Source organism: Brevibacterium litoralis (assembly GCF_040212315.1).
Lineage (GTDB): Bacteria > Actinomycetota > Actinomycetes > Actinomycetales > Brevibacteriaceae > Brevibacterium > Brevibacterium litoralis.
In genome coordinates this window covers 55393-81368 of record NZ_JBDIUY010000041.1, presented here as the reverse complement: position 1 = coordinate 81368, position 25976 = coordinate 55393, and the positions used below count along the sequence as shown (strand labels likewise).

General features: G+C 67.9%; 31 protein-coding genes and 1 pseudogene. 16 read left to right on the top strand and 16 right to left on the bottom strand.

Translation table 11 applies throughout. The annotated features are described in order from the left end of the window. Positions 1–399: 399 nt before the first annotated feature. Positions 400–1668 carry a mechanosensitive ion channel gene (locus AAD496_RS14070; RefSeq protein WP_349829474.1) on the top strand — a complete coding sequence of 423 codons (1269 nt, stop codon included), beginning with the start codon at positions 400–402 and terminating at the stop codon, positions 1666–1668. Between the two features lie 214 nt (positions 1669–1882). Here AAD496_RS14070 and AAD496_RS14065 read toward each other — a convergent pair whose 3' ends face one another. The 3 genes from AAD496_RS14065 to AAD496_RS14055 all read right to left on the bottom strand — a co-directional run bounded on the left by AAD496_RS14065 (position 1883) and on the right by AAD496_RS14055 (position 4437). After that, entirely contained in the window at positions 1883–2128 is a 246-nt protein-coding gene (locus AAD496_RS14065; protein ID WP_349829472.1) for a hypothetical protein, read from the bottom strand. A gap of 81 nt (positions 2129–2209) precedes the next feature. Next, positions 2210–2806: a hypothetical protein gene (locus tag AAD496_RS14060; RefSeq protein WP_349829471.1), complete on the bottom strand. Its 597-nt coding sequence runs from the start codon at positions 2804–2806 to the stop codon at positions 2210–2212. Positions 2807–3078: 272 nt separating this feature from the next. Beyond that, a complete protein-coding gene (locus tag AAD496_RS14055) occupies positions 3079–4437 on the bottom strand; it encodes a Na/Pi symporter (protein WP_349829470.1) in 1359 nt (452 codons plus the stop codon). Between the two features lie 198 nt (positions 4438–4635). On the opposite strand from AAD496_RS14055, the gene AAD496_RS14050 reads away from it, so the two are divergent. After that, on the top strand, positions 4636–4887 hold the full coding sequence (locus AAD496_RS14050) for an LLM class flavin-dependent oxidoreductase (RefSeq protein WP_349829468.1): 252 nt from the start codon (positions 4636–4638) through the stop codon (positions 4885–4887). On the opposite strand, the gene AAD496_RS14045 is transcribed toward AAD496_RS14050, so the two are convergent. The 5 genes from AAD496_RS14045 to AAD496_RS14025 form a co-directional block, all read right to left on the bottom strand. Continuing rightward, complete coding sequence (locus tag AAD496_RS14045; protein ID WP_009375588.1) at positions 4884–5252, bottom strand: nuclear transport factor 2 family protein; 369 nt, start codon at positions 5250–5252, stop codon at positions 4884–4886. The genes AAD496_RS14050 and AAD496_RS14045 overlap by 4 nt on opposite strands. Beyond that, positions 5249–6082: a MerR family transcriptional regulator gene (locus AAD496_RS14040; protein ID WP_349829467.1), complete on the bottom strand. Its 834-nt coding sequence runs from the start codon at positions 6080–6082 to the stop codon at positions 5249–5251. Before AAD496_RS14040 ends, AAD496_RS14045 begins: the two co-directional genes overlap by 4 nt. 41 nt (positions 6083–6123) lie before the next feature. Then, positions 6124–6627, bottom strand: coding sequence for a GyrI-like domain-containing protein (locus tag AAD496_RS14035; RefSeq protein WP_009375593.1), 504 nt, complete (start codon positions 6625–6627; stop codon positions 6124–6126). Between the two features lie 333 nt (positions 6628–6960). Beyond that, entirely contained in the window at positions 6961–7782 is an 822-nt protein-coding gene (locus tag AAD496_RS14030) for a hypothetical protein (RefSeq protein WP_349829466.1), read from the bottom strand. Between the two features lie 149 nt (positions 7783–7931). After that, positions 7932–8384, bottom strand: a complete 453-nt coding sequence (locus AAD496_RS14025; RefSeq protein WP_349829465.1) for an SRPBCC domain-containing protein — start codon at positions 8382–8384, stop codon at positions 7932–7934. A 114-nt stretch (positions 8385–8498) separates the two neighbouring features. Between AAD496_RS14025 and AAD496_RS14020 the strand changes: the two genes are divergently transcribed. Continuing rightward, entirely contained in the window at positions 8499–9101 is a 603-nt protein-coding gene (locus tag AAD496_RS14020; RefSeq protein WP_349829464.1) for a TetR/AcrR family transcriptional regulator, read from the top strand. On the opposite strand, the gene AAD496_RS14015 is transcribed toward AAD496_RS14020, so the two are convergent. Together AAD496_RS14015 and AAD496_RS14010 are read right to left on the bottom strand one after the other, a co-directional pair. After that, positions 9076–9252, bottom strand: coding sequence for a DUF488 family protein (locus AAD496_RS14015; RefSeq protein ID WP_349829476.1), 177 nt, complete (start codon positions 9250–9252; stop codon positions 9076–9078). The two genes, AAD496_RS14020 and AAD496_RS14015, sit on opposite strands and share 26 nt — an antisense overlap. 157 nt (positions 9253–9409) lie before the next feature. After that, a complete protein-coding gene (locus tag AAD496_RS14010) occupies positions 9410–9805 on the bottom strand; it encodes a RidA family protein (protein WP_349829463.1) in 396 nt (131 codons plus the stop codon). A gap of 125 nt (positions 9806–9930) precedes the next feature. Here AAD496_RS14010 and AAD496_RS14005 point away from each other — a divergent pair, with 125 nt between their 5' ends. Continuing rightward, complete coding sequence (locus AAD496_RS14005) at positions 9931–10911, top strand: helix-turn-helix transcriptional regulator (protein ID WP_349829462.1); 981 nt, start codon at positions 9931–9933, stop codon at positions 10909–10911. Between the two features lie 72 nt (positions 10912–10983). Here the strand turns inward: AAD496_RS14005 and AAD496_RS14000 are convergent. Further along, a pseudogene (locus AAD496_RS14000) lies at positions 10984–11232 on the bottom strand (LLM class flavin-dependent oxidoreductase); the annotation flags it as partial. A 187-nt stretch (positions 11233–11419) separates the two neighbouring features. Between AAD496_RS14000 and AAD496_RS13995 the strand changes: the two are divergent. From AAD496_RS13995 to AAD496_RS13960, 8 genes are all read left to right on the top strand, one after another. Next, entirely contained in the window at positions 11420–11875 is a 456-nt protein-coding gene (locus AAD496_RS13995) for a DUF4383 domain-containing protein (RefSeq protein ID WP_349829461.1), read from the top strand. Between the two features lie 53 nt (positions 11876–11928). Further along, positions 11929–12615, top strand: a complete 687-nt coding sequence (locus AAD496_RS13990; protein WP_349829460.1) for a fasciclin domain-containing protein — start codon at positions 11929–11931, stop codon at positions 12613–12615. A 130-nt stretch (positions 12616–12745) separates the two neighbouring features. Beyond that, entirely contained in the window at positions 12746–13354 is a 609-nt protein-coding gene (sigK, locus tag AAD496_RS13985) for an ECF RNA polymerase sigma factor SigK (RefSeq protein ID WP_349829459.1), read from the top strand. Further along, positions 13354–14226 carry an anti-sigma factor gene (locus AAD496_RS13980; RefSeq protein WP_349829458.1) on the top strand — a complete coding sequence of 291 codons (873 nt, stop codon included), beginning with the start codon at positions 13354–13356 and terminating at the stop codon, positions 14224–14226. The genes sigK and AAD496_RS13980 overlap by 1 nt, the downstream gene beginning before the upstream one ends. 45 nt (positions 14227–14271) lie before the next feature. Further along, a complete protein-coding gene (locus AAD496_RS13975; protein WP_349829457.1) occupies positions 14272–15837 on the top strand; it encodes a molybdopterin-dependent oxidoreductase in 1566 nt (521 codons plus the stop codon). A 266-nt stretch (positions 15838–16103) separates the two neighbouring features. Next, positions 16104–16328 (top strand): helix-turn-helix domain-containing protein, encoded by a 225-nt coding sequence (locus AAD496_RS13970; protein WP_349829456.1) that lies wholly within the window; start codon positions 16104–16106, stop codon positions 16326–16328. Positions 16329–16405: 77 nt separating this feature from the next. Beyond that, positions 16406–17221 (top strand): LLM class flavin-dependent oxidoreductase, encoded by an 816-nt coding sequence (locus AAD496_RS13965; RefSeq protein WP_349829455.1) that lies wholly within the window; start codon positions 16406–16408, stop codon positions 17219–17221. A gap of 44 nt (positions 17222–17265) precedes the next feature. Beyond that, a complete protein-coding gene (locus AAD496_RS13960) occupies positions 17266–18738 on the top strand; it encodes a hypothetical protein (RefSeq protein WP_349829454.1) in 1473 nt (490 codons plus the stop codon). Between the two features lie 10 nt (positions 18739–18748). Here AAD496_RS13960 and AAD496_RS13955 read toward each other — a convergent pair whose 3' ends face one another. The 3 genes from AAD496_RS13955 to AAD496_RS13945 are packed head-to-tail and all read right to left on the bottom strand — an operon-like array spanning position 18749 to position 21701. Further along, the gene (locus AAD496_RS13955) at positions 18749–19531 is read right to left on the bottom strand and encodes a PIG-L deacetylase family protein (protein WP_349829453.1); all 783 of its coding nucleotides are present in this window, start codon (positions 19529–19531) and stop codon (positions 18749–18751) included. Then, positions 19506–20087 carry a TetR/AcrR family transcriptional regulator gene (locus tag AAD496_RS13950; protein WP_349829452.1) on the bottom strand — a complete coding sequence of 194 codons (582 nt, stop codon included), beginning with the start codon at positions 20085–20087 and terminating at the stop codon, positions 19506–19508. Before AAD496_RS13950 ends, AAD496_RS13955 begins: the two co-directional genes overlap by 26 nt. Before the next feature lie 6 nt (positions 20088–20093). Next, entirely contained in the window at positions 20094–21701 is a 1608-nt protein-coding gene (locus tag AAD496_RS13945; protein WP_349829450.1) for an MFS transporter, read from the bottom strand. 128 nt (positions 21702–21829) lie between these two features. Here AAD496_RS13945 and tpx point away from each other — a divergent pair, with 128 nt between their 5' ends. The 4 genes from tpx (at position 21830) to AAD496_RS13925 (ending at position 23789) form a co-directional block, all read left to right on the top strand. Continuing rightward, a complete protein-coding gene (tpx, locus tag AAD496_RS13940; protein ID WP_349829448.1) occupies positions 21830–22330 on the top strand; it encodes a thiol peroxidase in 501 nt (166 codons plus the stop codon). Between the two features lie 114 nt (positions 22331–22444). After that, the gene (locus AAD496_RS13935; protein ID WP_349829447.1) at positions 22445–22843 is read left to right on the top strand and encodes a YchJ family protein; all 399 of its coding nucleotides are present in this window, start codon (positions 22445–22447) and stop codon (positions 22841–22843) included. Next, entirely contained in the window at positions 22840–23346 is a 507-nt protein-coding gene (locus AAD496_RS13930; RefSeq protein ID WP_349829446.1) for a hypothetical protein, read from the top strand. Before AAD496_RS13935 ends, AAD496_RS13930 begins: the two co-directional genes overlap by 4 nt. Beyond that, positions 23343–23789 carry an OsmC family protein gene (locus AAD496_RS13925; RefSeq protein ID WP_349829445.1) on the top strand — a complete coding sequence of 149 codons (447 nt, stop codon included), beginning with the start codon at positions 23343–23345 and terminating at the stop codon, positions 23787–23789. Before AAD496_RS13930 ends, AAD496_RS13925 begins: the two co-directional genes overlap by 4 nt. Here the strand turns inward: AAD496_RS13925 and AAD496_RS13920 are convergent. Then, the gene (locus AAD496_RS13920) at positions 23755–24696 is read right to left on the bottom strand and encodes a patatin-like phospholipase family protein (RefSeq protein ID WP_349829443.1); all 942 of its coding nucleotides are present in this window, start codon (positions 24694–24696) and stop codon (positions 23755–23757) included. The two genes, AAD496_RS13925 and AAD496_RS13920, sit on opposite strands and share 35 nt — an antisense overlap. Beyond that, positions 24693–25646: a DUF808 domain-containing protein gene (locus AAD496_RS13915; RefSeq protein WP_349829442.1), complete on the bottom strand. Its 954-nt coding sequence runs from the start codon at positions 25644–25646 to the stop codon at positions 24693–24695. The genes AAD496_RS13920 and AAD496_RS13915 overlap by 4 nt, the downstream gene beginning before the upstream one ends. Positions 25647–25976: the final 330 nt, after the last annotated feature.

Here is a 25976-nt window from a genome sequence, read left to right as displayed (position 1 = left end):
GAAGCACCCCCCCCCCACCCGCGGCCCCACCGGCCGTCCATCCCCGGGCCCTACGACAGGCCTGCGACGGCCCCGGCCCGGCCCTCGGCACCCGAGCCGGCCCCTAACGCGGCCCCCGCCCGTACCACCCACCCCACTCCATGCGGTTCCGGCCCGATATCACAAGGGAAACGAAATCGTTATATCTGCCACGAGTATGTCGATCTCTCAACACTTCTTGTTCGGCGACAGGGCTGTTCCTATTGTTGTCGGGTCCCGACGGTCCCGTGACCAGCATCGATGTCATCCCGAATCACGGAGGTCCCGTCCCGGGTGGCCCGTGCGGATCGCTCCCTGGTCCGCAAGGCGGGAGACCACGGCGCCGGGCCAGGGGATGGCACATGAACAAGGAGTAGAACCGTGAATGATTTCGACTGGCAGGGAATCCTGCTCAAGGTCGTCTTCGCCGTCCTCATCCTGCTCGCGACGTGGATCATCGCATCCCTCGTGAGCTGGGCTGTGAAGAAAGTCGTCAACCGTGTCCCCGCCCTGCAGCGTCAGGGCAACGACGGCCAGACGGTCGGGGCGTCGATCGGCAAGGTCGCTTCGCTCCTCGTGTGGCTGTTCGGTCTCATCGCCGTACTCCAGCTGTTCTCCCTCGACCAGGTCCTCGCACCGCTGCAGGGCCTGCTCGACGGAATCTTCGGCTTCCTGCCCAACCTCATCGGCGCCGGGTTCATCTTCTTCATCGGCCTGGTCCTCGCCAAGGTGGTCCGCCAGCTCGTCTGGGCACTCCTCGGCCCGGTCGACGTCTACGGCTGGATGGTGAAGTCCAAGCTACGCAAGCCGGTGGAGCCCGAGGTCGCCCCCGGTCAGCAGTCCGTCCCGCCGCAGGCCGTCGCCCAGCAGGAGAACGGCAAGCTCCTGCAGCTGATCGGCAACGTGCTGTTCGGCGTCATCATGATCGTCGTCTCGATCTCGGCTCTCCAGGTGCTCGGCATCGCCGCGATCTCCGAGCCGGCCTCGGCCATGCTGGCCCTGTTCCTCGACGCCATTCCGGCGATCATCGCCGCCGCCGTGCTCCTGTTCATCGGCGCGGTCATCGCGAAGTTCCTGGGCACCCTTCTCGAACAGATCCTGTCAGGCCTCGGTCTCGACGGCTCGGTCGCGAACCTGAACATCCTGCCCGAGGGCACCCGCGCCTCGACCGTGGTCACCCGGATCGTGCAGACGGCGATCATGATCTTCTTCGGCATCATGGCCGCCAATATGCTCGGCTTCCCGGAGATCACCGCGATCCTCGACGAGGTCCTGGCACTCGGCGGCAGCGTCCTGTTCGGCGGTGCGATCATCGCCGCCGGTTTCCTCCTGGCGAAGATCATCGGCTCGTTCATCACGAACGACGTGCTCAGCAAGGTGCTGCGCTACGCGACGATCGCCCTGTTCATCGCCATGGGCCTCAACTACATGGGCCTGGCCGACTCGATCATCAACATGGCCTTCGGCGCCGTGGTGATCGGTGGCGCCCTCGCCGCCGCCCTGGCCTTCGGGCTCGGTGGTCGCGAGGCCGCGGCCCGGACCCTGCAGAAGCTGGAGGACAAGGCTCCGGCCGAGACCTCCGCATCCTCCTCGACGACGGGTACCACCCGGACCGATGAGGACCCGCTTACCGGTGGTCATGGCATCTGATGTACATTCGTCGGTGACGACCACATCATCGTCCACCGGGTCCCGGTAGAGCTCGCTCCTGGGTCCCCACGGCACGATCGTCGCGGGCCCCGCACCTGTAGGTGCGGGGCCCGCGTCGTTCCCGTCCATGTCATGGATCAGTAGTGGCCGTGGCCGCCACCTGTTCCCCGCCGCCGAGGCGCCCTGTCCTTTCCGAGCTCAGTCCACTCCGTGCTCACCGCACGGCGACGAGCCGTCCGATCTCCTCGAGGTCCGCGGCGTACCGGTCGTCGAGGCGGGCGGCATCGTCCTCCGGGACGAAGGTCGCCGGAGGGTCGTCCGGGGACTCGACGGCCTTGAGGAATTCGGTGAAGGGCGTCCTCTCCTCCTTCCGCAGGCGGGGGAGGATGTCGACGGCCAACTCCGCCATCCGCTGTGTGTAGCGCGTATTCACCCGCCCGGCCACGGACTCGTCGGTCACGAGTCCCTCGGCGCCCAGATGTGCGAAGGCATCGTCGAGAAGCTGCCGGACGAGGGCGGGGGAGTCGGTGCGATCGCGGTCTTAGTCGTAGATCACGACGTTCTCGGCGCCGAACGCGTCGACCAGGTCCTGCACGATCGGCACCCACGACACCTCGGGGTCGAGGGCCGAGTGGAAGTCCTCGAAGGGCATCGCCGTGCCCTGCTTGAGTTTCTGGATGTAGGAGGACTCGAGGAATCCCACATGCGAGCGCACCGTGAACTGGACGAGACGGTCGAACTCCGTGGTCGCCCGCGCGATGGCCTGGATGTTCTCGGTGAAGTACGGGTACAGGGCCGGTTCCGGCGGGGCGAACATCGTGCCGACGTTGCTCTCGCTGGAGTAGAAGACGCCGTTCACGCCCTCGCCGTACTCACCCTGGATGAGGGTGTGCAACGCCTCGCCGCTGCCCGGGTTCTTCACCTCGTACCACCCGCCCAGGGCCTTGCGGATGTCCGGCTGTGTCGTGAGGGTGGCGATGCCGTGGGTGGCGAGCTCCGCCTTGTTCTGGCGGCACCACCGTTGGGCCGCCGTCGTGCCAGTCTTCTGCGACCCGAGGTGGAGGGTGAGTGGCCGGGGGGACCGATCGGTCGAGCGGAACAGTCGGGAGAATCCGGTGCGCAGTGCGTCCAGCGCCATCGTCGTGTCGGTCCTTCGGTCGGCGGTGCGCGCGGGTCCCGTCCGGTTCCGGACGACCGGATGCCAACTGGAGGACGACCGGACGCCGTCCGGCGGACCACCGGATCCGGTGGGCCCCGTGCACAGGGGTCCGACAGACCCTAGAGGCAGGGCGGCCTGCCGTCACGACGACGCGCCGATTCCCCGGGGAACGCACAGGTGACCACAAGCCGACTTGCTACTCACGGGGAGCGTGGGCAAAGAGGCGCCTGCGCTCAGAACACCGCGGTCGCTCAGAACACTGCGGTGAGGACGATGAGGACGGCGGGCAGGGCGACGAACACCCCGAGAACCCACACGGCGGCGATCCAGGTGCGGCGGGCGGCGAGCCCGGCGAGCCACGCGGCTCCCCGCAGGGGCAGCTCCCGGACGACGGGGATCCCGAAGACCACGAGCGTGGCGCACAGGTTGAACAGCAGGTGGACGACGGCGACCTGGAGGCCCAGGACCGCGTCGACGCCGCTGAGACCGAGGGCCGCGAGCAGGGCCGTGATCGTCGTGCCGATGTTCGCGCCGACGGCGAAGGGGTAGACCTGGCGCAGGGAGAAGGTGCCGGAGGCCGCGAGTGGGACCATGAGGCTCGTCGACGTCGAGGAGGACTGGACGACGGCGGTGACGAGGGCACCGGCCCCGATCCCCGTGACGGGACCGCGGCCGATCGACCCGTGGAGGACCGCCTTGGCCCGGCCGACCATCAGCGTCTTCAGGAGCTTCCCGAGGAAGCCGATGGAGAAGAAGATGAGGACCACCCCGAGCAGGACCATGACGACCCCGCCGAACACGGAACCCAGCGGGGACGCGAGCGCGCCGAGTCCGTCCTTGAGTGGCGAGGTCGCGGCGCCCACGAGGTCGAAGGAATCCGTGTCGACGCCGTTCCCACCGGGGAGGGCCGTGGCGATCGCACCGGAGAGGTGACGGAAGAAGCCGGTGAAGTACTCCAGCGGCAGGAAGACGAGGACCGCGATGAGGTTGAAGAAGTCGTGGACCGTGGCCGCGGCGAAGGACCGCCGGAACTCGTCCTTGCGGGTGATGGAGCCCAGGGCGACGAGGGTGTTCGTGAGAGTCGTGCCGATGTTCGCCCCGAAGATGATCGGGATGGCGATCTCGAGCGGCAGTCCGCCGGCGGCCAGTCCGACGGTGATCGAGGTCGTCGTCGAGGACGACTGGAGAGCCGCGGTCGCGAGGATGCCGACCATGAGTGCGACGAGCGGGTTCTCCGCGAAGGCGAACAGTTGGGGCGCGTGGTCGCCGGTCGCCGTCTTGAACCCGGCACCGATGACACCGACGGCGCTCACGAGCACGTACACCGCGAGGACGACGGCCAGCCAGTTGACGACGCTCCGGGCCGGGCCGGGTGCCAGGAACCGGTCGAAGGGGCCCTGCGGGGTCGCAGGTTCGGTGGCCACGGCACTCGGAGCCGCGCCCTCTGCCGCCGAGGCGCCCTGCGGGGTGGCCACCGAGCTGTCCTCCAGTGGCGCGGTCGACGTCGGGTCGACGAGAGGTGCTCCGTCGATCGCGGTGGTGACCGCGGGGTCGTCGGAGGAAGGCCGGAGTGTGTGCGTGGACGGGGCCGCCGTCGGGCTCTCAAGCATGTGCGCTCATCTCTCGTTGTCGGTCGACAAGGACATTCCACAGCCCGAAGGTGAATCGAAGGTGAACAAACGGAACATCGGACGAAAAGTACGGGTCCCTACGGTGTGATCTTGATTGCGTCCTGTGTGTCGGATTGCATCCGGGTCGCCTCGCCTGTGGCGATGGTCACCCCGCTCGCTCCCCGTAGGGTTGGGCCCATGAAGGCGTTCGGATTCCTCAGTTTCGGCCACCATGGCACCGGCGCGGGCCCGGAGGACCCGGGAGCCGGCGAGATCCTCCGGCAGGTGATCGACCTGTCGGTCGCCGCCGACGAACTCGGCGTCAACGGCGCGTACTTCCGGGTCCATCACTTCGCGCGACAGGGCGCTTCGCCGATGCCCCTCCTCGCGGCGATCGCGGCGCGCACGGAACGGATCGAGGTCGGCACCGGGGTCATCGACATGCGCTAAGCGCACTCGCTGAGATACGTTCGGACCTCCCTAATCTTGGCAGCCTTCGACGTGCTCGCGAACTTGAACACGTGACTGAAGTGCATTCGGACTGACTCACAATCTACGAAGCCATCACAGGAAGCGAGTCGGCCGTGCGTGATGATCGTATTGACTTCGAGGTAGTTGGGCATGCTGCCCGGGCACGCGAAGCCGGCCGGGACAACGTCACTGGCGACCCCTCGCCCGGCGACTGTCCAGGTCACATCATCGGTCAACCATGCGGTCATGGCCTCGGCGTCGCTCTTCGCCCAGTTAGTGACGAACTCTCCGACTATGGCGATTCTCGGCGCATTCCCGCAGTCCGTGGGAAGAACGATTTTCATATGCTCACCTGTCCTTCATTTGCGGTGACCGGCAATGCAACCTCACATCGCGGCACCGAGTCTTGGTTGTCGGGTGTGTAGATTTCTCGAGGCGGTCCCGCATGGGCGAAACCGAGTTGACGAGCACGCATCTGGACCGCTTCGAACGCCGCGAGAATCCTGGGGAACTGCACATCCTCGGAAACGACGCGCGTGAACAGCTGCAAATGCTCCCGTTCCACTCGATGGGCACGCTCCACGTCGCGGAGCGGCACACAGACCTCGATAGGCCCGTCGGACTCCCAGCCGACTTGGCCGTGGTAGATCACGACGAGCCCACCGCTTGCACCGCCGCGTCCGTCCGCGAGCTGCAGGAGTCTCGCTGCACTGGAGCGAATGACATCAGGCAGCTCGCGGGCGGACGTGTGCCGGGTCGATGTCAGAACTGCGCTGTCTGGAACGGTTCGCTGCGACACCTCAAACTGGGAGGATCCAGGCTGGCCGTCTCCGTCCAACGAGCCCTCTGCGACCGCGTGCTCGATGAAGCGAGCCAGGGATTGGCGACGCGTGTGCCGTTCCGCTTCGGCTTCCCGATAACGCGTTACAAAGGCTGCTCTTTCGTCTTCAGGCAGTCCCAGCAGCTCCCTGATCTGGCCAAGAGGCATGTCGATGCGCCGGAGCATGGTGACGAGACGGGCGACTTCGATCTGAGAGTGGCTGTACTTCCGATAGCCGTTGAACGGATCGACCGCATCGGGCGAGAGGAGGCCGTTCCGGTCGTAGAGCCGGAGCGCCTTCGGCGACAGCCATGTGGCCGCCGCGAACTCTCCAATCGTCATTAGATCGGCCATGCCCCTCCTCAGGAGTCCAGTCTATCGAAGGCTCTGCGCGCTCAGACGGTCTTGAACAGCAGATCGGTGACCCACTTGGAGGGGTCCGGTTCTTCCGCGGGATCGGTAAGGAAGTGCTCGGCGTGGCCGGTCCACAGTCCGCCGTTGTCGTCTTCGAGGACGTCGAGGCGATGCCCGTTGGCCTCGGCCCATTTCTTGGCCTCGCTGTGTGCCGCCGGGATGGCATCGGGCGCGCCAACATGACGGCCGACGACGTAGGTGCCTGCCGGGAGGGCACCGAGAACGAGACCGTCTGTCGGCTTGACCGGTCCGGCGATCGGCACCGCGACGGTGAGGTCAGCCGTGTCATCACTGTTTCCGATGTGACGGTAGACGTAGAGAGGCCCGCCAAGCGGCGTAACCTGGTGCTCGCCCAGCCACTGATAGATCCGCGGGATCGCCTCGTTGGGGCCGCCGGGCGCGCCGAACTCCGAGAATCGGGCGCTGAGGGGAATGCCGATATAGTGAACAGTCTGCCGCTCTTCGGCTGCGATGTTTAGTGCCATTTCAGATCACGTCCTCTTTCCGTATTGCCGGTGGCGTTGTGACCACCTGCAACCACTTGACGCCTTCCCCCAGGGGCAAGGTCAAGCGCCCTCGGTCTGAGGCTTCACCGGACCAGCTGCCCACGATGGCAAGGTCGAGTCATCCGTGGCAGCGCCTGCCTTCGAGCGCTATAACCCAGACATGCGCTACCAGATGCTGCGCTGCCGCCACGTCACCTAGGACAGCCGCGTGGGAGGCTGGCACCTCCACTCGGGGCCGCACGGCTGCGCCTTCGGAAATCACGAGCAGTGCCCGTACTGGGCTCAGCTGGGCGAGGACCGGTGGGCGGAAGGCTAGGAGCTCTCCACCACGCGCCATCGGATGTCGATGTAGGGCGCGACGTACGACTCGCCGCTGATCTCCAGTTGGACGGCGAGGATCTCGACGACGCTGAGCGCGCCGTGTTCGTTCATCAGCACGACCGTCTGCCCCTCGTGCGCGACCACGTTCCGGCCCCGAGCCAGCTGGCTCTCGAGCGCCGCGTCGGTGATCCCCTCGTCCCGCACGACTCCGACGGCCTTGATCGGATCCCGGTAGACGTAGACGGAATCGACCCCGCAGCCCGAGACCATGAGAGCGTTCTCGGTCTCCCTGTGCCCCCACCGGAACGTCTTCGAGGGGGCGTCCTCGAACGCGAATCGCTCGCTGCCCTCCAGTGCAGGACTGCGCCAGTGCGACGGGTCGCTCCTCAGCTCGTGGCGCTCGAGCCGGACGGACCGCTCGCGCAGGACGGAGATGGGCGTAGCCGCGTCCTTGTTCGCGGGCAGTCCCTCGAGCCAGCGCCAGAGCTCGTCCACCTGCTCCGATCCGGGGAAGTCGTGCGGCTTCGCAGGGTCGTGGTTGAACGAGAAGCCCTTGGGCTTGTGCTCCGCCAGCCAGGACGGCGTCGTGTGGTCGAGGCTGTCCTTGAACAGGACCGACAGCCAGGTCATCGGTCGCTCCGGGTGCGCCTCCCGGAGCCAGCGGTTCTCGATGCCGACGCCGGACTCCGGGCAGTTGTCCGCCCGTTCCACGTAGTTGTCGTCGGTGATCATGAGCACGTGGTCGGCGTCGACCACCCGCCGCATGAACCCGGTGAGGCTGTCGCCGTAGACGACGTCGGCGTCGATCAGCACGTCTTAGCCGAGCGCCTTCAGCTGGGCGGCGAGGAGGTGGGCCCACTGGCGGTGCTGATCGGAGGTCCAGGCGTACGAGATGAAGAGATCTGCTGCCATGGTGCTCTCATGCCTCCTGCCCATTGGCCGCGAGCTCGCGGCGCTGTGAACTACGCGTCAGCGAGGTGCCGACCGAGTTGTTCAAGTGCCTTCGTGTGCCCATTGCGGGTGCCGTCGATCATCCCTGATCCAACGAAGGAAACCGCCTGGCTGGTGACGGTGACCAGAGTTCCTTCGTCGTCTGGTTCGAACTCCCACGTCACGAGTCCGGTCGCGAGTGGTAGCCCCTCGTTCTTCACCGTCTCCGTGTACACAACGAGTTCGTTCGGCACGATCCTCGTGTACTCGGTCTCTGCATGGAAGTCGAGAGTCTCAGGCGGTCCGCATCGGTAGCGGTCGTGGCCGCCTTCGCGGAATTCGGACTGGTCATAGACCATCTCCTCCCCAGCTGGAACGCTCCAGCGAGCACGCGCATCCGAGTCGGCATATGCCTTCCAGACGTCTGCCACCGATGCGTCGACGTGCTGAGTCAAGCGGATCGTGTCGTGAGCGGGCATGTTCATGGTGCTCTCCTTCCGGGCGCAGGACGGCCCCCGTACCCTGACTTCTTGAATGCATGGCCAACAACTACCCTGACAGTTTTTGGTCAAGCGTGCAAGATGTCGTAGAGTGACAGCATGGCACGGACGGGGCGACCACGAGGCTTCGACGAAGAAACCATCGTCGACCGCGCAAGGGAACTATTTTGGGGCAACGGCTATGGAGCGACATCGATCCGCGCCCTGTCCGACGAGTTGGGCGTACTTCCCGGCAGTCTGCACGCCGCGTTCGGCTCCAAGCGTGTTCTGTTCCTGCGCTCACTTCAGGACTTCGCTGAGATGAGCCACGCCTCTGTCCAGTCGCTAGCGACCAGCGACGCCCCGCTCGACGCCGTGCGTAGTCTGCTTGGGTCCGTACTGGAAGCGGCACACGAAGCGCCCGGGCGCGGCTGCATGCTCGGAAACACCGCAATCGAGCTTCTCCCGCAGGACGAAGAAGCGCGCGCGATCGTGTATTCAGGGCTTCGGTCGTTCGAGCGAGGCATCGAGTGCGGGCTTCGGGCCGCACAGCAAGCAGGTGATGTCCGCAAGGAAATCGACTGCCACTCCCATGCCCGGCTTCTAGTGGCTCTTGTGCAGGGGCTACACGTCACCGCGCGGGCTGAACTCGCACCGGACAAGTTGCACGACGTCATCGACGTCGCCCTTGGTGCTATCACAGCGCCCACGCCGACGTCGTAACTCTGACATGCGCTAGCTCGGTCGTCGGCGCGAGCTCCCGGTGGTGCCGGTAGTCGATTCCGTTGGCTGCGAGCGCGGCTTGGAGTCGGCGAGAGTTCGCCCATGCGTACTCCGTCCCCCGGACGCCCCGGCGCTGGCGGACGTCAAGCAGTTGGGCGACTCCCTACGCTCCCAGAGTCTCCAGAAAGGTCGAGAGGGTGAACCCGTAGACGCCGATGGTCGTGATGCTGGGCATCGGTTGCACCTCCGATCCGTCCGCTGCCCGCGTCGATCCAGCGACACGAGCAGCGGACATTGACATGGTCATTTCAGGCGACGGCGGTGCCTTCGAGCTCGACCATCTGGCCGGGGATTGCCAGACGGGTGACGCCGAGCATCGTGGTGGTCGGGGCGACTCCTGCCGCCCCGAGCTTCCCGGCGAGCACGCCGTAGTGCGGGAACAGCGCGTCCACGTCGGTGGTGTAGACGTTGAGTCGGACCAGGTTCGCCAGTGTCATGCCGGCCTCGGCGAGCACGGCTTCGAGGTTTGCCACGGCCAGCGCGAGCTGCGCCGCGATGTCCCCGTCGTGCTCTGGCCGACCGTCCTGGCTCATCGCCGTCTGCCCGGAGATGTACAGGGTCCGCGCCGAACCCGAGACGACCTCACCCTGGTTGAAACCCATTTCCTGCGACCACGTCACCGGGTTCACTGCCGTGCGTTCCATTGCTGCTCCGTTCGTTCGTTCCGCAGCGCCCGACCGCCCAGGTGGCCGCCGTCCTCGACGCTGCACCACCAGCCTCGCAACGAATCACGCCACCATGTGTCGTGATTTCTGGTAAAAATGGATGCATGCGAGCCGACCGACTGGTCTCTCTGGTGCTGCTGCTGCGTCAGCGAGGCCGAATGACCGCCGACCAGCTGGCCGGTGAGCTCGAAGTGTCCACGCGCACCGTGCTGCGTGACATCGACGCCCTCTCGACCGCGGGCGTACCCGTCTACGCCGACCGTGGTCGACACGGCGGCTACTCGCTCCTTCCCGGCTTCCGTACCGAGTTGACTGGGCTGAACCATGACGAGGCACTCGCGCTGCTCACCGCCGGATCAGATCGCGGCAAGAAGGTCTTCGGCCTCAGCGCACCTCTCGCCTCGGCGATGCGGAAGGTCGTCGACGCGCTGCCCGAGGGGCACCGGGCGAGCCTTGATGATGCGGCCAAGCGGTTCCTGGTCGAGCCGGAGACTGACCTGCTCTCTCGCCGCGTCACCACCGAAGATCTGGCTGACGGCGTCATGAGCGAGGTCCGCAGTGCGGTGCTCACCGGCCATCGGCTGCGATTCGACTACGCGGCACCTGGCAATACGCCGAGCCCCCGGACTGTCGACCCGATCGGACTGGTCACTGTCCGCGGGCGCACCTACCTGCTGGCGACCAAATCCGGAGACGATCGGACTTACCGTTTGTCTCGAATGTTCAGCGCCGAAGCGCTCCCCGAGCCGGCGCAACGCCCCGCACGGGTCGACCTCGACCGCATCTGGGCCGAGCGCACTGCACAGTTCCTCTCCGAGAACCACATCCCCGTCGTCGTCCGCATTAAGACGTCACGACGCGAGGAGCTACTGGACGCTGCCCGCGCCGTCCGAGCCGAGAACCCGGAGCCGGACGATTGGGTCAGCCTTGACGTGACTTTCGAAGATCTACGCCACGCGGTGTGGGCGGTGTGGCGGCTCGACACCGATGCCGAGGTCCTGACGCCCGACTCGCTGCGCGAGGCCCTCCGTGTCAGGGCCGAGAAGATACTGACGCGATACGCTCACGACTCGGGACAGCGATAGTGCCGATTGCATCTCGACTCAGGCCAGGCCCGCGGCAATCCTGAACCAACGTCACAAGATCAACATGCGCTAGCGCATGTCGATCACGCCGGTGCCGATCTCAATGCTCTTGGTGCGCGCGCCGATCGCCGCGAGCAGCGGGAACGGGGACGCGTACTGCTGCGCAAAGTGGTGCACGCGGAAGTAGGCGCCGTCCGCGCCGAGCTCCTCCGCGGCAACCGCGAGGTCGATCGCCTGGTGCAGCGCGTCGGCCGCGCTGCGCGTGCCCGACTGCGGGTGGTCCGTCCAGTGGCCGAATGACAGGAATCCGATGTTCTTCACGACGGCGTCAACTACCTCGGGACCTCGGGTATTCCGTGCGCTGCTGCGCCTATAGCCCCGTTAGGAGGGGGGCGAATCGCGGGCCGATGAAATTATTTCGAGAAATCTCCAATCCGATTCCCGTCCCGCACCGAATTGGAGATGTGACCGCGCAACGGCGGTGACAATACAACACAAGGAGCGAGAGATGACTACTTCCGCAGCTCAGAGGACGCAACGTCCGGCGGTTGCTTTGGCGGCCCGCACGGTCGGCGCGGTCTTTCTCCTGGTGGGCATCCTAGGTTTCGTCCCCGGTATCACCACGAACGTCGGCGACCTGTCCTTCGCATCCCACCATTCGGAGGCCATGCTCTTGGGCCTCTTCCAAGTCTCCGTCCTGCACAACGCCGTGCACCTGTTGTTCGGTGTCGTCGGCCTGATGGCAGGGCGCAGCGGCAAGATGGCCGTCCGCTACCTGGTCTGGGGTGGCGTGATCTACCTGGTTCTGGGCGTCTACGGCGTCTTGGTCCCCCACGGTAGCCCCGCCAACTTTGTGCCGGTCAACGGTGCAGACAACATCCTGCACTTCGGCCTCGGTATCGGGATGATCGCGCTCGGCCTCATCCTGGGCCGCCGCAGCCCAGCCCACACGGCCACGGCCTAACCACAAACCAACCATCAGTACCCACGTTTCACCTCACTGAACAGGAGAACACCATGTACAAGAACAAGATGCTTCCCGTTTTCGGCGTCCTCGCCACCGCGGCCTTCGCCCTCTCTGCCTGCTCGAGCGGCAGCATGGAGGAGGAGCCCATGGAGTCCTCGGCCACGTCCGAGGCCCCGATGAGCTCCGAGGCCCCGATGACGGAGGAGAGCGAAGAGTCGGAGATGATGGATCCGGCCGCCAACCTGGTCGGCCCGGGCTGCTCCGCCTACGCTGAGGACGTCCCGGATGGGGCCGGCTCGGTCGAGGGCATGGCCCAGGATCCCGTGGCCGTGGCGGCGTCCAACAACCCGCTGCTGACCACCCTGACCTCCGCTGTCTCCGGTGAGCTGAACCCGGATGTCAACCTGGTGGACACGCTGAACAGCGACGAGTTCACGGTCTTCGCCCCGGTCGATGACGCCTTCGCCGCCATCCCCGAAGAGGACCTGAATGCTGTGGTGAGCGACGCCGACATGCTGACCAGCGTGTTGACGTACCACGTGGTTCCCGGCCAGATCGCCCCGGATGAGATCGCCGGTGAGCAGACCACCGTCCAGGGTGGAACCGTCGAGGTGGCCGGCGAAGGCGATGAGCTCACGGTCAACGGCGCCAACGTCATCTGCGGCGGTGTCCAGACGGCCAACGCCACCGTGTACCTGGTCGATGAGGTCCTGATGCCGGCCTCGGATGATATGTAAGTCGCCGGCCGTACGGCAACGGGGGCTCCGGCGCAACAGCGTACGGAGCCCCTGGCGTCGGACCCCCGGGTGATGACCAGCGAAACCTCGCCGGGATCGGCATGGGGAGATAGCTAAGGACGTGAGAGGCATGGGCGGCGGGTATGGAACTATAGGTGTGATGAAGCTTCCTGGTACTGAGCGCACGACGCCGGAGCGTGCCTCCCTTGACGACCTGTTGGCCCGTGTGGCCCTCGGCGATGAGGACGCGTTCGGAGCGCTCTACGACGAGTCCTCGGGGCTGGTCTTTGGCCTCATCAAGCGAGTAGTTCGGGATCCCGGACTGAGTGAAGAAGTCCTCCAGGAAGTCTTCATCGAGGTCTGGCAACACGCCACGCGCTACGACGCCGAACGGGGCTCCGCTAGGTCCTGGATCTGTACGGTCGCCCACCGGCGGGCGGTGGACCGGGTGCGCGCCGCTCAGGCGAGTACCGCACGGGACCTGGCTCAGGGCATCAAGGAGTTTCAGGAATCCAGTGATGATGTTGCAGACACCGCGGTGTTGAAGGCGGATATGGAGCGGGTGCTCAAAGCCTTGGAATCGTTGACACAAATACAGCGGGATGCGATTCGACTGGCCTACTTCGGGGGATATACCCATCAGGAGGTCGCGCAACTGCTGCAGGTTCCTTTGGGCACGGTCAAGACGCGGATTCGCGACGGAATGATCATTTTGAGAGACAGGCTGGGGGTGGCGTGATGAGTGACCACAAGCATTCGATGACCGGTGCCTGGGCGCTGAACGCACTCGAGGATTCCGAACGCGCTGAAATCGAGGCGTATCTGGAGCAAAACCCAGAAGCGGCTGAGGAAGCGCGCAGCCTGTCCGAGACCGCGGCCCATTTGGCAGCGGCCGCCGGGGAGCAGACCCCGCCACCGCGGGCCAAGCAGAACATCATGGCCGCGATTCGGCAGACTCGGCAGCTTCCCCCGCAGGAGGCCGGCGATCCCGCGTCGGCAGCGCCCGACGTCGCCGCGTCCCAGCCGGCGGAGTCCGCCAGCCCGACTCAGCCCACCCCGGCATCGGAGACGATGTCCGAGGAGGAAGCCGATGTCGAGGTGGTCTCGCTGGCAGACTACCGGCGCAAGCAGCACACTCTGCGCCTACTTTCCGCGGCGGCCGCCGTGCTGCTGCTCTCCACCGGTGCCCTCACCGGTGTTGTGATGGTCCAGCAGAATGAGCTGGACTCTACGCAGGCCCAGCTGGCCGAGTCACTCCACTACCAAGAGATGGCCGGACAGATCATGGCTGCATCCGACGCGAAGATGGCTAATCTTCCGTCCTCCGAGGGCGGGCGAGTTCACCTGAGCTACTCCGCCACCGAAGGCATGATGATCCTCAGCGCGTCAGCCCTTCCCGAACTCCCCGAAGACCGCGCCTACGAGCTGTGGTTGATCTCAGATGACGGCGCGTCACCGGCCGGCATGCTGAGTGAAGCCCAAGCGGCCGGGCGCGAGCCGAAGATGCTCGAGGGGTCCATGGAGGGCGTCACCCACATCGGCATTACGGTCGAGCCCGCTACCGGATCAGAACAACCCACCACCGATCCGATCGTGCTCAGCGAACTCTAGTCCGCACCGGTGCCGGCCCACGTACTTCACGAAAGGGTCACTGACATGGCACGGTTCTTCCGCTCCGGATGGCGGTTCATGCTCGCTGGCATCGCCGCAGCACTGATGCTCCTCGGGCTCGCCCAGGCACTCTCCAACTTCTTCGCGGCGCACTCGGCCCCGCTGGTCTCCATCGGTGGTGCTTTCATCGACATCATCCCGCCGTGGGTGAAGGACGCGGCGATCGCCCTCTTCGGCGTCTATGACAAGATCGCGCTTTTCGCGACCATGTTCCTCGTCGTCCTCGTCCTCGCCGCGGGCCTCGGCCTGCTGGCGAAGAAGCACCGGACGGGTGCGCAGCTCGCCGTGGCGGTGCTGGGACTCGGCGCCAGCGCCGTCGTCATCTCCCGTGCGGCCACCACCGTTTTCGACGCCGTACCCACCCTAGCCGGCACCCTCGCCGGCGTGCTGATGCTGGGCTGGCTGGCCACCCGGGCCCGCGCCGTGGCGAGCGCCACGGACGGGAACGACGACGCCAGCGCCCCGGCCGCGTCGACCGATCGGCGCCGCTTCATGCTGGGCGCCGCTGGCAGTGCCGTGCTGGGGGCGGCACTGCTGATCGGTGGCCGCGCGGCTTCGGGGATCCGCGGCGGCGTGGACACGATCCGCAAGGCCATCCGGCTGCCCGCCCCGACGGCCTCGGCTCCGCCGCTCCCTGATGGAGTTTCCGCCCCGGTGCCGGGTATGCCGAAGTTCGTCACGGACAACGACGACTTCTACCGCATTGACACCGCGCTTTCTGTCCCGCGCGTGGACCCCGCCACCTGGCGTCTACGGGTGTACGGGCTGGTGGGTCAGGAACTGGACCTCAGCTTTGAGGACCTGCTGGCGGAGGACCTGGTGGAGGCGGACGTGACGCTGACGTGCGTGTCTAACCCGGTTGGTGGGGATCTGGCCGGCAATGCGCGGTGGCTGGGGCTGCCGGTGCGCCGGCTGTTGGAGCGCGCGGGCGTAGATCCGTCTGCGGATATGGTGCTTTCCCGTAGCGTGGACGGTTTTACCGCCGGCACGCCGATTGAGGCCTTGACTGATGGCCGTAACTCCCTGATCGCGGTGGGCATGAACGGCGAACCGCTTCCCGCTGAGCACGGGTTCCCGGTCCGCATGGTGGTGCCTGGGCTGTATGGGTACGTTTCCGCCACTAAGTGGCTTTCCGAGCTGAAGGTCACTCGTTACGCGGATGACCGCGCGTACTGGACGGACCGTGGTTGGTCGGAGAAGGGTCCCATCAAGCTCGCGTCGCGGGTGGACGTGCCGCGCTCGTTCGCGTCCGTCCCGGCTGGGGAGGTCGTGATTGGCGGCACTGCGTGGGCTCAGCAGCGCGGGATCTCCGCCGTGGAGGTCAAGCTGGACGACGGCCCCTGGCAGCAGGCCGCGCTGGCGGCCGACGGCGGCATCGACCAGTGGCGGCAGTGGTCCTTTACGTGGTCCGACGCGACGCCGGGGCGACATACCGTGTCGGTTCGCGCGACCGACGGCGACGGGGTGCTGCAGGCCTCCGAGCGCGCCGACCCTGTCCCGAACGGCGCCTCCGGATGGCACCGGATCGACTTCACCGTCACCGAGGAGTGATCGGGGGCGAGGGGACGACGGCGACCTGTCCGGTTCGGCCACTATTTCCGGACGAAACAGGGCAGAAAGTCCGCCCAATAACCCATTGTGACTCGTCCCGTGTTTGATAGAGAGTGATCCAAGCTTCCCTGAAAGGCAGAATCACCACTCTCATGGCCAACCAGAAATATCCCCAGGAACTACGCGAGCGCGCCACTCGACTCGCCGTCGAGGCCCGCCGTGACCCCTCCGTGGATCAACAGTCATCATCTGATGACGGTTGAGGGATGGTCGTTGCTCCGCATCGCGCCACCTTCGGACGCAGGCTCCGAGAGCTGCGCCTCGATGCAGGCTGGGCGTCCCAGGAGGCGTTCGCGCACCACGTCGAGCTGGACAGGACGTATATCAGTGGACTGGAACGAGGCGTTCGCAATCCGACACTAGACGTCATCGTGAAGGTCGCTCACGGACTCGGCGTCAAGGCGGCGGACCTGCTGACGACGGTCGAGTAGAAGCCCCGGCCACTTCCACCGAGGGCAACCCGGCGAAGCCGGGGCGGCAGCTGCATAGCGAGTGTCACAACACGCAAATGCGCTACGAGAACCCGTTGTACCTCGCCGAGGAGGCGGCCGCACTCGACCTCATCTCACAGGGGCGGGTGGCACTGGGCATCAGCCGCGGCTCACCGGAACCGGCCCTGCGCGGTTGGGAGGCCTTCGGGTACACGGGTTCCCGGGACCCCCGGGGAGCCGACCTGGCGCGCGACAAGTTCGACCTGTTCCTCCGGGCGATCCGGGGCGAGCTGGTGGCGCCGGCGGACCCCGCGCAGTTCGGGGACGGCGTGCGCCTGCGCATCGAACCCCGCTCCGAGGGGCTCGACGAGCGCATCTGGTGGGGTGCCGGGAGCCGCGACTCGGCCCGTCGGGTGGGGGAGCAGGGCCTCAATCTCATGAGTTCGACCCTGCTCACCGAGGCGACCGGGGACTCCTTCGCCGATCTCCAGGCCGAACAGATCATCGTCTTCCGCGAGGCCTACCGTACGGCGGGCCATCCCGGCACACCGCGGGTCTCGGTGTCGCGCAGTGTGTTCCCCGTCGTCACGCAGGAGGACCGGCTCCTGTACGGCTTCATGGGCCGCGGGGCCGACGGTGGCGACCAGATCGGCCGGATCGACGGGTTCACCTCCACCTTCGGCCGGACGTACACCGCCGAGCCGGATGCCCTCGTCGAGCAGTTGCGCGCCGACGCCGCGGTGCAGGAGGCGGACACCCTCATGCTCACGATTCCCAATCAACTGGGCGTCGACCGCAACCTCGCGATCCTGCGGTCCTTCGCCGAACACGTCGCCCCGGCTCTCGGCTGGGAGCCGAACACCGCAGGTCCGGTGACGGGGTACCCGCTGTGAGCACAGGTCCCTCCGAACCCCGGCCTTCCGAAACCCGCCCCACCGTGGCCGCGGCGCCCCACCCGGATCCGAACCGATCCGACCCGCCCCACTGGGTCGAGTACCCGCTCGACCGCCGCGGACTCCTGGCCCGTGCCGTCGTCCACACGTGCACGGGCGCCGTCCTGGGCCTCGTCCTGCTCCTGCCTGCGTTCCTGAGCCGCGGGGTGACGGCCGAACTGTTCGACCAGTCGGAGGGCGTCGGCGCCGGGGCCGAGGGCATCACGGGGCTGGCCCTGGGCCTGTTCGACGCCGTGTTCTTCGGTACCGGTTCGACCGGGCCGATCGCTGCGGTCTTCCTCGGTTTCGTCATCCTCGTCGCCGTCTGGCCGCTCGCCTCCTCGGCGCTCGACGGGGCCACCTTCCGCGCGCTGCTCCGCGCCACCCAGCCCATTCCCGTCCCACCGTCGACAGGACCGTCCGCCGACGAGGCGCCCGCCGCCCGCACGGCCGTCCCCGCCCCCTTCCAGATCCGCCGGGTCGCCCGGGACCATCCGAACGCCACGTTCACGATGCTGTTGATGTTCGCCGTGCTCATCGGCTTCTTCGGGCTGACCTTCCTGGTGTACGGGCTCCTCGAGGGCTTCACCTCGGCATTGTTCCTCGGCGTTCCCCTGTGCCTCGTGACCCTCGGGTTCATCGCACTCGCGGTGCGGTCCCGCCGCCGGGTGACCCTCCCGCGCAGGGAGGCACGGCGGGTGCTCGCGGCCCACTGGACGACGGCCGACGAACAGGCCGCCTGGGACCGGGTGCGTGCCTTCGCGGATCGAGCGGCATCGGAGGGACAGGCCCCCGAGGCCGGATCGGCCGCTGGGGGCACCGACGGCGCACCCTCCCTCCCCGTCGCCCGGGCGGGACGGGTCCTCGGTCACCTGGCCGGGTGGACGCTCGTCGCCGTGTATGTCGCGCTCACGCTCGCCTCGGCGGGGAACGGGACGACCGCGCAGGTCTCCGGGGCGATCGTGCTCCTCGGCCCGGCCGTTTACCTGATCCTCACGGCGCTCGGTATGTGGTCGAAGGCCCGGACGGCGGACCGGGTCCGGGTGGAGATCTCGACATGGCTCGACTGGTCCGGAGCCCCGGTTCCGCCGATCGAGGCGCGCCGTGCGATCGGCCGTGAACCGGAGGTGCCTGCGCTCACGGCCTACCTCGCGGGCCTCGGCGCAGCGGTGATCGTGACGGGCCTGGGGCGTCTGCTCACCCCGGTCGTCGTGGATTCCGGAATCGTGCCGGTCACCGGGGAACCGGGGTCGCCCGCCGTCGCCCTCGTCGGTGTGGTGCTCGTGGTGCTCGGCCTCGGGTGTGTGGGCCTCGCCTTCCGTCACGCGTACCGGCGTGCCGACGTCGGCCGGGACCTGCGCAACCGCGTGTTCCTGCGTTGGCCGACGGCCCCTCCCGTCGAGAGGCGGTCCACGGGTGCCCACACCTCCGTACGGGAGGACGTCGAAGCGACGGTGGGCCCGGCGCTCACTCCCTGAAGTTTCAGTTTCAGACCTCCAGCACCCGGACGGCCAGTGCGTGTGCGTACTCGGCGGGCACCACGGGGCGGAACTTGTCCGCCACGGCCGTGCCCTCGCCGACGATCACCTCGGGAGCGGGGTGGTCGGGGAGTGCCTCGAGGTACACCCGGTGAGCGGCCAGCGACTCGGTCCCGGCGGTGACAGCCTCGGCGTCGAGGGGGATCAGGTGGGTGACGGTGGTGGCGCCGGTGACCAGGAGGGTGCTCGCCTTCCATGCCGCCAGGCCGTCCGCGGCGAGGCCCGGGTACAGCCACGGGTTGTCGGCGTCGCGGATCGCGTCGACGACGGAGAGACAGGCGACGCGGTGGTCGACGTGGTTGATGCCCCAGCCGACCTCCAACTCCCAGCTCGCGGTGAGCACCATCTGCGGGCGGACCTCGCGGATCCGGCGGGCGATCACCTCGCGGGTGGCGGGAGTGTGTTCGAGCAGGCCGTCGGGGAGGTCGGCGATGACGAGGTCCTCGACACCCACCCGGGCGCAGGCCCGGCGCTGCTCCTCGGCGCGCAGGGGTGCGACCTCGTCCGGGTGGAGGTCCCGGATCCCGGCCTCGCCGCGGGTCAGCAGCAGGTAGGAGACCGTGATGCCGGCACGGGTCCAGGCGGACACCGCGGCCGAGGCGCCGTACTCCATGTCATCGGGGTGCGCGACGACGCACAGGACACGGTCGACGCCGCGCGCTCGCAGGGCGGCGACGTCGAGCAGGCCGGGGGTCCCGGCGGCCGGATCAGTGGGGAGCGGGGGAGTGGTCATGGCTTGAGGATTCCTCTCCGTCGAGCACACCTCGGGCATACTCGACGACGGCACGGCGGACGTCAGGGGCCAGCGTACGCCCGGCGGACGCCTCGTGGATCCACAGGCCGTCGGCCAGGAGGACGGCGACGAGGTTGCGGATCCTCGTCGCGTCGTCGGCGTCGGTCGGGGCCGGGGGCAGGACGCGGGTGCTCGCGGTCGTCCAGTACTCCTGGACCGCCGGATCGCCGGCGGCCTCCAACTGCAGCTGCAGCTCCGCGCGGGACACGGAGTAGGAACTCGACTCCAGGTAGGCGCGGGCCCGGTCGGTGTCGCTCGGCTCCGCCCCGCCGAGGCGGGAGTCGAGCACTTCCTCGTGCGCGGCGACCCAGCGGTCGGCCTGGTACTCGTGGATCGCCGCGACGAGGCCCGCCCGCGACGTGAAGTGGTACATGATGCCGCCGCGGGTGAGGTCCGCCTGGGCGGCGACGGCGTCGAAGGTGAGCGCGGCGATGCCGTCGCGTTCGATCACGGCGATCGCGGCTTCGAGGATGCGGGAACGGTTACTGGGCCTCATGGTGGCTCACACCGTACCCGTGTGTACCCTGCCCTCGCCGGGCGCCGCACCCGCGTGGGGCACCTCGCCCGCGTCGGGCGCCTCGGGAGCGACGAGATCCATGGGGGAGACCCCACCGGCGCGACCGGCACTGCGGCGCAGGAGGGGTGCGGTGACGCAGGCGGCGAGCAGCAGCAGGAGCGCGGCGAGCAGGAGGATGACGGTGAAGGTGGTGTCGAAGGCGCTACGCGCGGCGGCGACGGTGGCCGCGTCGTCCCCGGCCACGGCCAGAGCGGTGGAGAGGGATTCGCCGGCGGCCGCGGGCGCGGCGGCGGGCAGGCGGACGCCGGTGGCGTAGAGCAGGTGCATGAGGCTGCCGAGGATCGAGACGGCCAGGAGGCTGCCGAACTCGTAGGAGATCTCCTCGACGGACGAGGCCATGCCTGCGCGGTGGCGCGGGGCGGAGTTCATGATCGCCGTCGAGCTCACGGACATGACGGCGCCGATGCCCAACCCGAGGATCACGAGCGCCACACCGACCCAGGCGCCGGACATCCGGATCGACACGGCGAGGAGGCCGGTGCCGGTCGCGGCGAGGACGAGGCCGCCGGTGATGAGCGGGCGGTAGCCGATCCGGTGGAGCGTGGCACCGCCGGCCAGTGCCGGCGGGATGCACGCGACGGCGACGACAGTGACGAGCAGGCCGGCCTGGAGCGGGGTCATCCCGGAGACGAGCTGGAACCGCTGGACGGCGAGGAGGTCGATCCCGGCCAGCGCGAACATCGACATGGCGGCCGCGAGCACTCCGGCGGAGAACACGGGGTTCCGGAAGACGGTGAAGTCGAGGAGCGGGACCGGCAGCCGTCGCTGGCGGCGGACGAAGAGAGTGCCCGCCACCAGGCACACGAGCGCGGCCACGGCGGCGACGAGCCACTGTGGGTCGGCCTTGGCGGCCTCCTTGATCGCGAGGACGAGCCCGCACAGGGTGAGCGCTGCGACGACCGAGGAGGCGAGATCCCAGGGGGCGTGCGGCTCCGGGTCGTTCGGACCGGCGACAAGCGGCACGAGCACGAGCGCGAGTACGACGAAGGGCACGTTGACGAGGAACACCGAGCCCCACCAGAAGTGGGCGAGCAGCAGTCCGCCGATCACGGGACCCAGTGCCGCCCCGATCATCGAGACCATGCCCCACACGGCGATCGCGACGTTCCGTTCCTTCTCCACCGTGAAGGTCCGGGAGATGAGGGCGAGGGTGGCGGGCATCATCATCGCGCCGCCGATCCCCAGACCCGCCCGGGCGGCGATGAGGAGCTCGGGGTTCGGGGAGAAGGCGCCGAGGACGGAGGCGAGTCCGAACACCCACAGACCGAGGGTGAACATCCGGCGGTGGCCCACCCGGTCGCCGAGCGTGCCGGTGGCCAGCAGGAGCCCGGCGATCGCGAGCGGATAGGCGTTGACGATCCACAGACTCTCGATGGCACTGGCCGCGAGTTCACGGGTGAGCGTCGGCAGGGCCGTGTAGAGCACCGAGTGGTCGATCGTGAGGACGAACAGACCGGTGCTCACGGTGAACAGCAGGGCCCACTGGTGGCGGCGGCAGTCCGTCCGGTCGACGGCGGTGCTCGAGGTACGCATGGGAGTAACTGTACAAATGAGAATGTTCAGTGACCAGGGTGGTATGAGGAAGTTCACCCGCCGTTCCCGTCCGGCGGTGTGGGGTGTGTGACCTGGTGGACCGTCGCCGTGACCCCTAGGATGGGCGCATGGCTGACATCACACTGGGCGGCAAGGCCGTCACCACCGTCGGAGACCTGCCCGCAGTCGGGAGCGCGGCTCCCTCCTTCACGCTCACCGGCAACGACCTCGCCGACGTCACGAGTGACGCCTTCGCGGGCACGAAGGTCGTCCTCAACATCTTCCCGAGCATCGACACCGGTGTCTGCGCCCAGAGTGTCCGGACCTTCAACGAGAAGGCCGCCGGCCTCGACGGCGTCGCCGTGCTGTGCGTCTCGGCCGACCTGCCCTTCGCCCTCTCGCGCTTCTGCGGTGCCGAGGGCATCGAGGGCGTCACCACCGCCTCGGCCTTCCGGTCTACCTTCGGTGAGGACTACGGCGTGACGATGGCCGACGGCGGCCTGCGTGGTCTGCTGTCCCGCGCGATCGTCGTCCTCGACGGCGAGGGTACGGTCCTCCACACCGAGCAGGTGCCGGAGATCGGACAGGAGCCCGACTACGAGGCGGCCCTCGCGGCCGTCGCCGGCTGAACTGAGTTCGACGCCGCCCCAGCCCCGGCACCCCGCCGGCTGAGCTCGGACCGGATCTCACGGATCGACAGGAGAACCACCCTGGACACCACGACGGTGTGCCCGTGCGGGGGAGTGCCGGAAGGCACTCCCCTCGCTGGTTGTTGCGGGCCCGCACTGGAGAACACGCAGTGGCCGAGTACCGCCGAGGCGCTCATGCGCTCGCGGTACACGGCCTTCGCGCTCGGCCATGCCGACCACCTCTTCCGCACCTGGCATCCCCGGACCCGGCCGGCGGACACGGGTGCGGGCCCTGCTCTCGGAACGGACGGGGCCACCACGTGGACTGGGTTGCGCATCCTGTCCGTGACGGCAGGTGGTGAGACCGATGCGGAGGGCCGCGTCGTGTTCACCGCGAGCTACCGGGACGAGACGGGCGCACACACGATGACGGAGGACTCGGCCTTCACCCGGAGGGCCGGCCGGTGGGTCTACGTCGACGGGGAGCACACCGCCCTCGAGGAGGACCGGTGAATACCGCACAGGTCGACACACTGCTCGACACCTTCCGCCGGGAGGGGTTCGTGGCCGTCGAGTACAGCCGGCGGAAGGCCTGGGCCTGGGCCGGTGGTGCGCTCGCCCTCGTGCTCGTCCTCGCCGTCGCTGCACCCTTCCTGTGGCACGTGCACATGATGCTCGCGGCGCTGGCCGTGATCGTGGCGCTCGGCGTGCTCGTCTCCGGGGTGATCCCGGTCGCCGCCCGGCTGTTCGTCAAGCGGTGGCTCATCGTCGACGGGTCCGGGTTCGGCCGGTCCGACAGCGCGACGGAGATCCTCCACCACGGCGACGAGCCCCACCTGTGGTTCGGCTGGGACGACCCGGAGGTCTCCCTGCTACTGGGCAAGGACCGCAATGCCGGCCACTTCCCCTACAGCGCCACCTACCGGCGCGTTCCCGGCCCGCTCGTCATCCACACGGACGACACGATGGAACTGCTGCGCCGCGCACACGCACTCGTCGGGAGGAACTGGACGTGAGCCCTGGCACCGACCACCGCGCCGTCACCGTCACCCGCACGGCGACCGGGCACTACCGGGCGGTCAACGCCGCCGGGGTCACGCTCGACTTCGGGACCGGGGACGGGGAGTTCAGTCCGGTCGAACTCCTCCTCGCCGCGCTCGCAGGCTGTTCGGCGGTCGACGTCGACACCGTGACCTCCCGGCGCACGGAGCCGGAACGCTTCACCGTGGAGGCACACGGCGAGAAGGTCGTCGACGAGTCCGGCGGCAACATCCTGCAGGAGCTCGGGCTTGACTTCGATCTCGCCTTCCCCGAGGACGAGGCCGGCCGGAAGGCCGCCCGCCTCGCCCGGCGCCTCGTCGGTCTCTCGCACGACCGGTACTGCACGGTCTCCCGCACCGTCGAGGCGCCCTCCCCGGTCGCCGTCACCCTCGCCGTCGAGCCGGATCCGGAGCAGTAACTCCCAACCACTCGCGCCAGGCGGGGGCCTCGCGGCGGGCCTGGGAGAGACCGGCGCGGTGGGCGGCGGCGAGTTTGGCCAGGGAGCGTTCGCCGTTGCCGATCGGCATACGGTCGGGGACGAACAGGTAGGCGTCGCCGGAGGCCTCAAGGGCGAAGAGTTCCTCGCGGGTCGCGTTGTACCGCTCCCAGCGGCTCAGCAGCGCCTCGGCGATGGCCGGGTGACGGCGGAAGTAGGCCTGGTAGAACTGCGGGAACCGCTCCGGGGTCTTCACGTAGTCGCGGTCCTGGGTGAGGACGACGAAGAACTTGGTGTACCCGGCCGCACGGGCCACGTCGAGGGCGATCCCACCCGAGGGACCGAGCGCCCCGTCGACATAGGTCCGGCCGTCGATCGTCACCGGGGGCATGAGGACGGGCATGGTCGAGGAGGCACGGACCCGCACCATGAGGTCCTCCATGACCGGGAAGTCCTCCCGCGTGAAGACCCGCTGGTCGCCCGACTCGGCGTCGAAGGCGAGGATGTTCGCCGCGGCCGGATTGCTCCGGAAGGTCTCCCAGTCGAAGGGCAGGGCCTGGTCCGGGAGGGACGTGCCCTGGTAGATGTACTCGGCGTTGAACAGCCCCTTGCCGCGCAGGAAGGTCCGCATGTTCCCGAACTGCGGGTCGGCGGCGAAGTCGACGAAGCTGCGGCGGGCGCGCCTGCGGTCCCGACTCAGGTAGTTGGCGGTGTTCGATGACCCCGCGCTCACACCTGCCACCCACGGGAACCGCAGCTCCTGGTCGAGGAGCGTGACGACGACAGCGGAGGTGAGCGCCGCACGCATTCCCCCGCCCTCGAAGACGAGCGCGACGTCTCCGGTGTTCGGGGTGAGGTCGGGCTTGCTCGATGTTTCCCGGGAACTCAATGCTTCCCTCCGAAGGGGAGGACGTGGACGATCCCGGCGAGCACGGAGCCCCAGACGAGTCCGATGGCCAGCGAGAAGGCGGTGTTGACGAGCCAGGCGAGGAGCCCGCCGATCGCGGCGACGTGGTGGAGGGGTTCCTCCAGCCCGTGGACGAAGCCGTACACGGCGTGGAAGCCGAGCTCGTCGAGTTCGATCATGACGATGTGGCCACCGACCCACAGCATGGCGAGGGTGCCGACGACGGAGATGACCGTGAGGACGTGGGGCATGCCGACGACGAGCGCCCGGCCCACCCGCTGTGCCCCGGCGGAGTCCTTGGTCGTCATGTGCAGGCCGATGTCGTCCATCCGGATGATGAGGGCGACGGCGCCGTAGACGAGAACGGTGATCGCGATGGCGACGACGACGAGGATGAGAGCTCGGGTGAGCAGGGGTTCGTCGAGCACCTCCTTCAGGGAGATCACCATGATCTCGCAGGAGAGGATGAAATCCGTGGTGACGGCACCGCGGATGACGGTCCTCTCCGCCTCGGGTCCCCGGTCGGTGGCCGGGACCTTCTTCTCCTCCGCGACTTCCGAGGGCCGGCCTGCGATCTTCCGGGCCTTCTCGATGACCTTCTCGGCACCCTCGAAGCACAGGTAGGAACCGGCGGCCAGCAACAGAACCGGGATGACCCACCACGGGGTGAACATGCTGATGAGGAGGGCCGCGACGATGATGATGAGCTTGTTGACGATCGAGCCCTTGGCGATCGCCCAGATGATCGGCAGCTCCCGGTTGGGCTTCGCTCCGGTGAGGAACTGCGGGGTCACCGCCGCGTCGTCGATGACGACACCGGCCGCCTTGGAACTCGCCTTCGCGGCACCGGCCGCGATGTCGTCGACGCTCGCGGCCGCCGTGCGGGCGATCGCCGCGACGTCGTCGAGCAGGGCCACCAGTCCTCCGGCCATCGGCAGGACCTCCGTTCATGTATCGACTCGAGTGGAACTCTCCCGGTGCGATGGCCCGGCTGCCGCGCCACCGCCCCCGATCCTACCGACATGCCCGAGCCCACCCGCCACACCTGCGCAGGTGGTCGGGAGTTCACCCGGCTCCACCTCCGGTTCACCTTTTCTGAGAGCCCTCTCACCGAGGGATCATCTCCGTCTCACCCCTCGTCCGTAACTTTCTGTCCGTCGGAACAGGACCTACGACAGCACGGCCGGGTGACCGGTCATCGGCCACGGTGGAACTGCCACCCGCTTCGAACCGCTGGGCCGTGCGGACAGGTTGACGAGGAG

Coding starts and splice junctions, on each gene's coding strand:
- AAD496_RS13980 (WP_349829458.1), top strand. CDS start 13,354: ATGAGTGACCACAAGCATTCGATGACCGGTGCCTGGGCGCTGAACGCA.
- AAD496_RS13955 (WP_349829453.1), bottom strand. CDS start 19,531: ATGACCACTCCCCCGCTCCCCACTGATCCGGCCGCCGGGACCCCCGGC.
- AAD496_RS13950 (WP_349829452.1), bottom strand. CDS start 20,087: ATGAGGCCCAGTAACCGTTCCCGCATCCTCGAAGCCGCGATCGCCGTG.
- AAD496_RS13995 (WP_349829461.1), top strand. CDS start 11,420: ATGACTACTTCCGCAGCTCAGAGGACGCAACGTCCGGCGGTTGCTTTG.
- AAD496_RS13975 (WP_349829457.1), top strand. CDS start 14,272: ATGGCACGGTTCTTCCGCTCCGGATGGCGGTTCATGCTCGCTGGCATC.
- AAD496_RS13945 (WP_349829450.1), bottom strand. CDS start 21,701: ATGCGTACCTCGAGCACCGCCGTCGACCGGACGGACTGCCGCCGCCAC.
- AAD496_RS14055 (WP_349829470.1), bottom strand. CDS start 4,437: ATGCTTGAGAGCCCGACGGCGGCCCCGTCCACGCACACACTCCGGCCT.
- AAD496_RS14040 (WP_349829467.1), bottom strand. CDS start 6,082: ATGGCCGATCTAATGACGATTGGAGAGTTCGCGGCGGCCACATGGCTG.
- AAD496_RS13970 (WP_349829456.1), top strand. CDS start 16,104: ATGGTCGTTGCTCCGCATCGCGCCACCTTCGGACGCAGGCTCCGAGAG.
- tpx (WP_349829448.1), top strand. CDS start 21,830: ATGGCTGACATCACACTGGGCGGCAAGGCCGTCACCACCGTCGGAGAC.
- AAD496_RS14010 (WP_349829463.1), bottom strand. CDS start 9,805: ATGGAACGCACGGCAGTGAACCCGGTGACGTGGTCGCAGGAAATGGGT.
- AAD496_RS14050 (WP_349829468.1), top strand. CDS start 4,636: ATGAAGGCGTTCGGATTCCTCAGTTTCGGCCACCATGGCACCGGCGCG.
- AAD496_RS14025 (WP_349829465.1), bottom strand. CDS start 8,384: ATGAACATGCCCGCTCACGACACGATCCGCTTGACTCAGCACGTCGAC.
- AAD496_RS14005 (WP_349829462.1), top strand. CDS start 9,931: ATGCGAGCCGACCGACTGGTCTCTCTGGTGCTGCTGCTGCGTCAGCGA.
- AAD496_RS13915 (WP_349829442.1), bottom strand. CDS start 25,646: ATGGCCGGAGGACTGGTGGCCCTGCTCGACGACGTCGCGGCGATCGCC.
- sigK (WP_349829459.1), top strand. CDS start 12,746: ATGGGCGGCGGGTATGGAACTATAGGTGTGATGAAGCTTCCTGGTACT.
- AAD496_RS14035 (WP_009375593.1), bottom strand. CDS start 6,627: ATGGCACTAAACATCGCAGCCGAAGAGCGGCAGACTGTTCACTATATC.
- AAD496_RS14045 (WP_009375588.1), bottom strand. CDS start 5,252: ATGAAAATCGTTCTTCCCACGGACTGCGGGAATGCGCCGAGAATCGCC.
- AAD496_RS13990 (WP_349829460.1), top strand. CDS start 11,929: ATGTACAAGAACAAGATGCTTCCCGTTTTCGGCGTCCTCGCCACCGCG.
- AAD496_RS13965 (WP_349829455.1), top strand. CDS start 16,406: ATGCGCTACGAGAACCCGTTGTACCTCGCCGAGGAGGCGGCCGCACTC.
- AAD496_RS14020 (WP_349829464.1), top strand. CDS start 8,499: ATGGCACGGACGGGGCGACCACGAGGCTTCGACGAAGAAACCATCGTC.
- AAD496_RS14060 (WP_349829471.1), bottom strand. CDS start 2,806: ATGGCGCTGGACGCACTGCGCACCGGATTCTCCCGACTGTTCCGCTCG.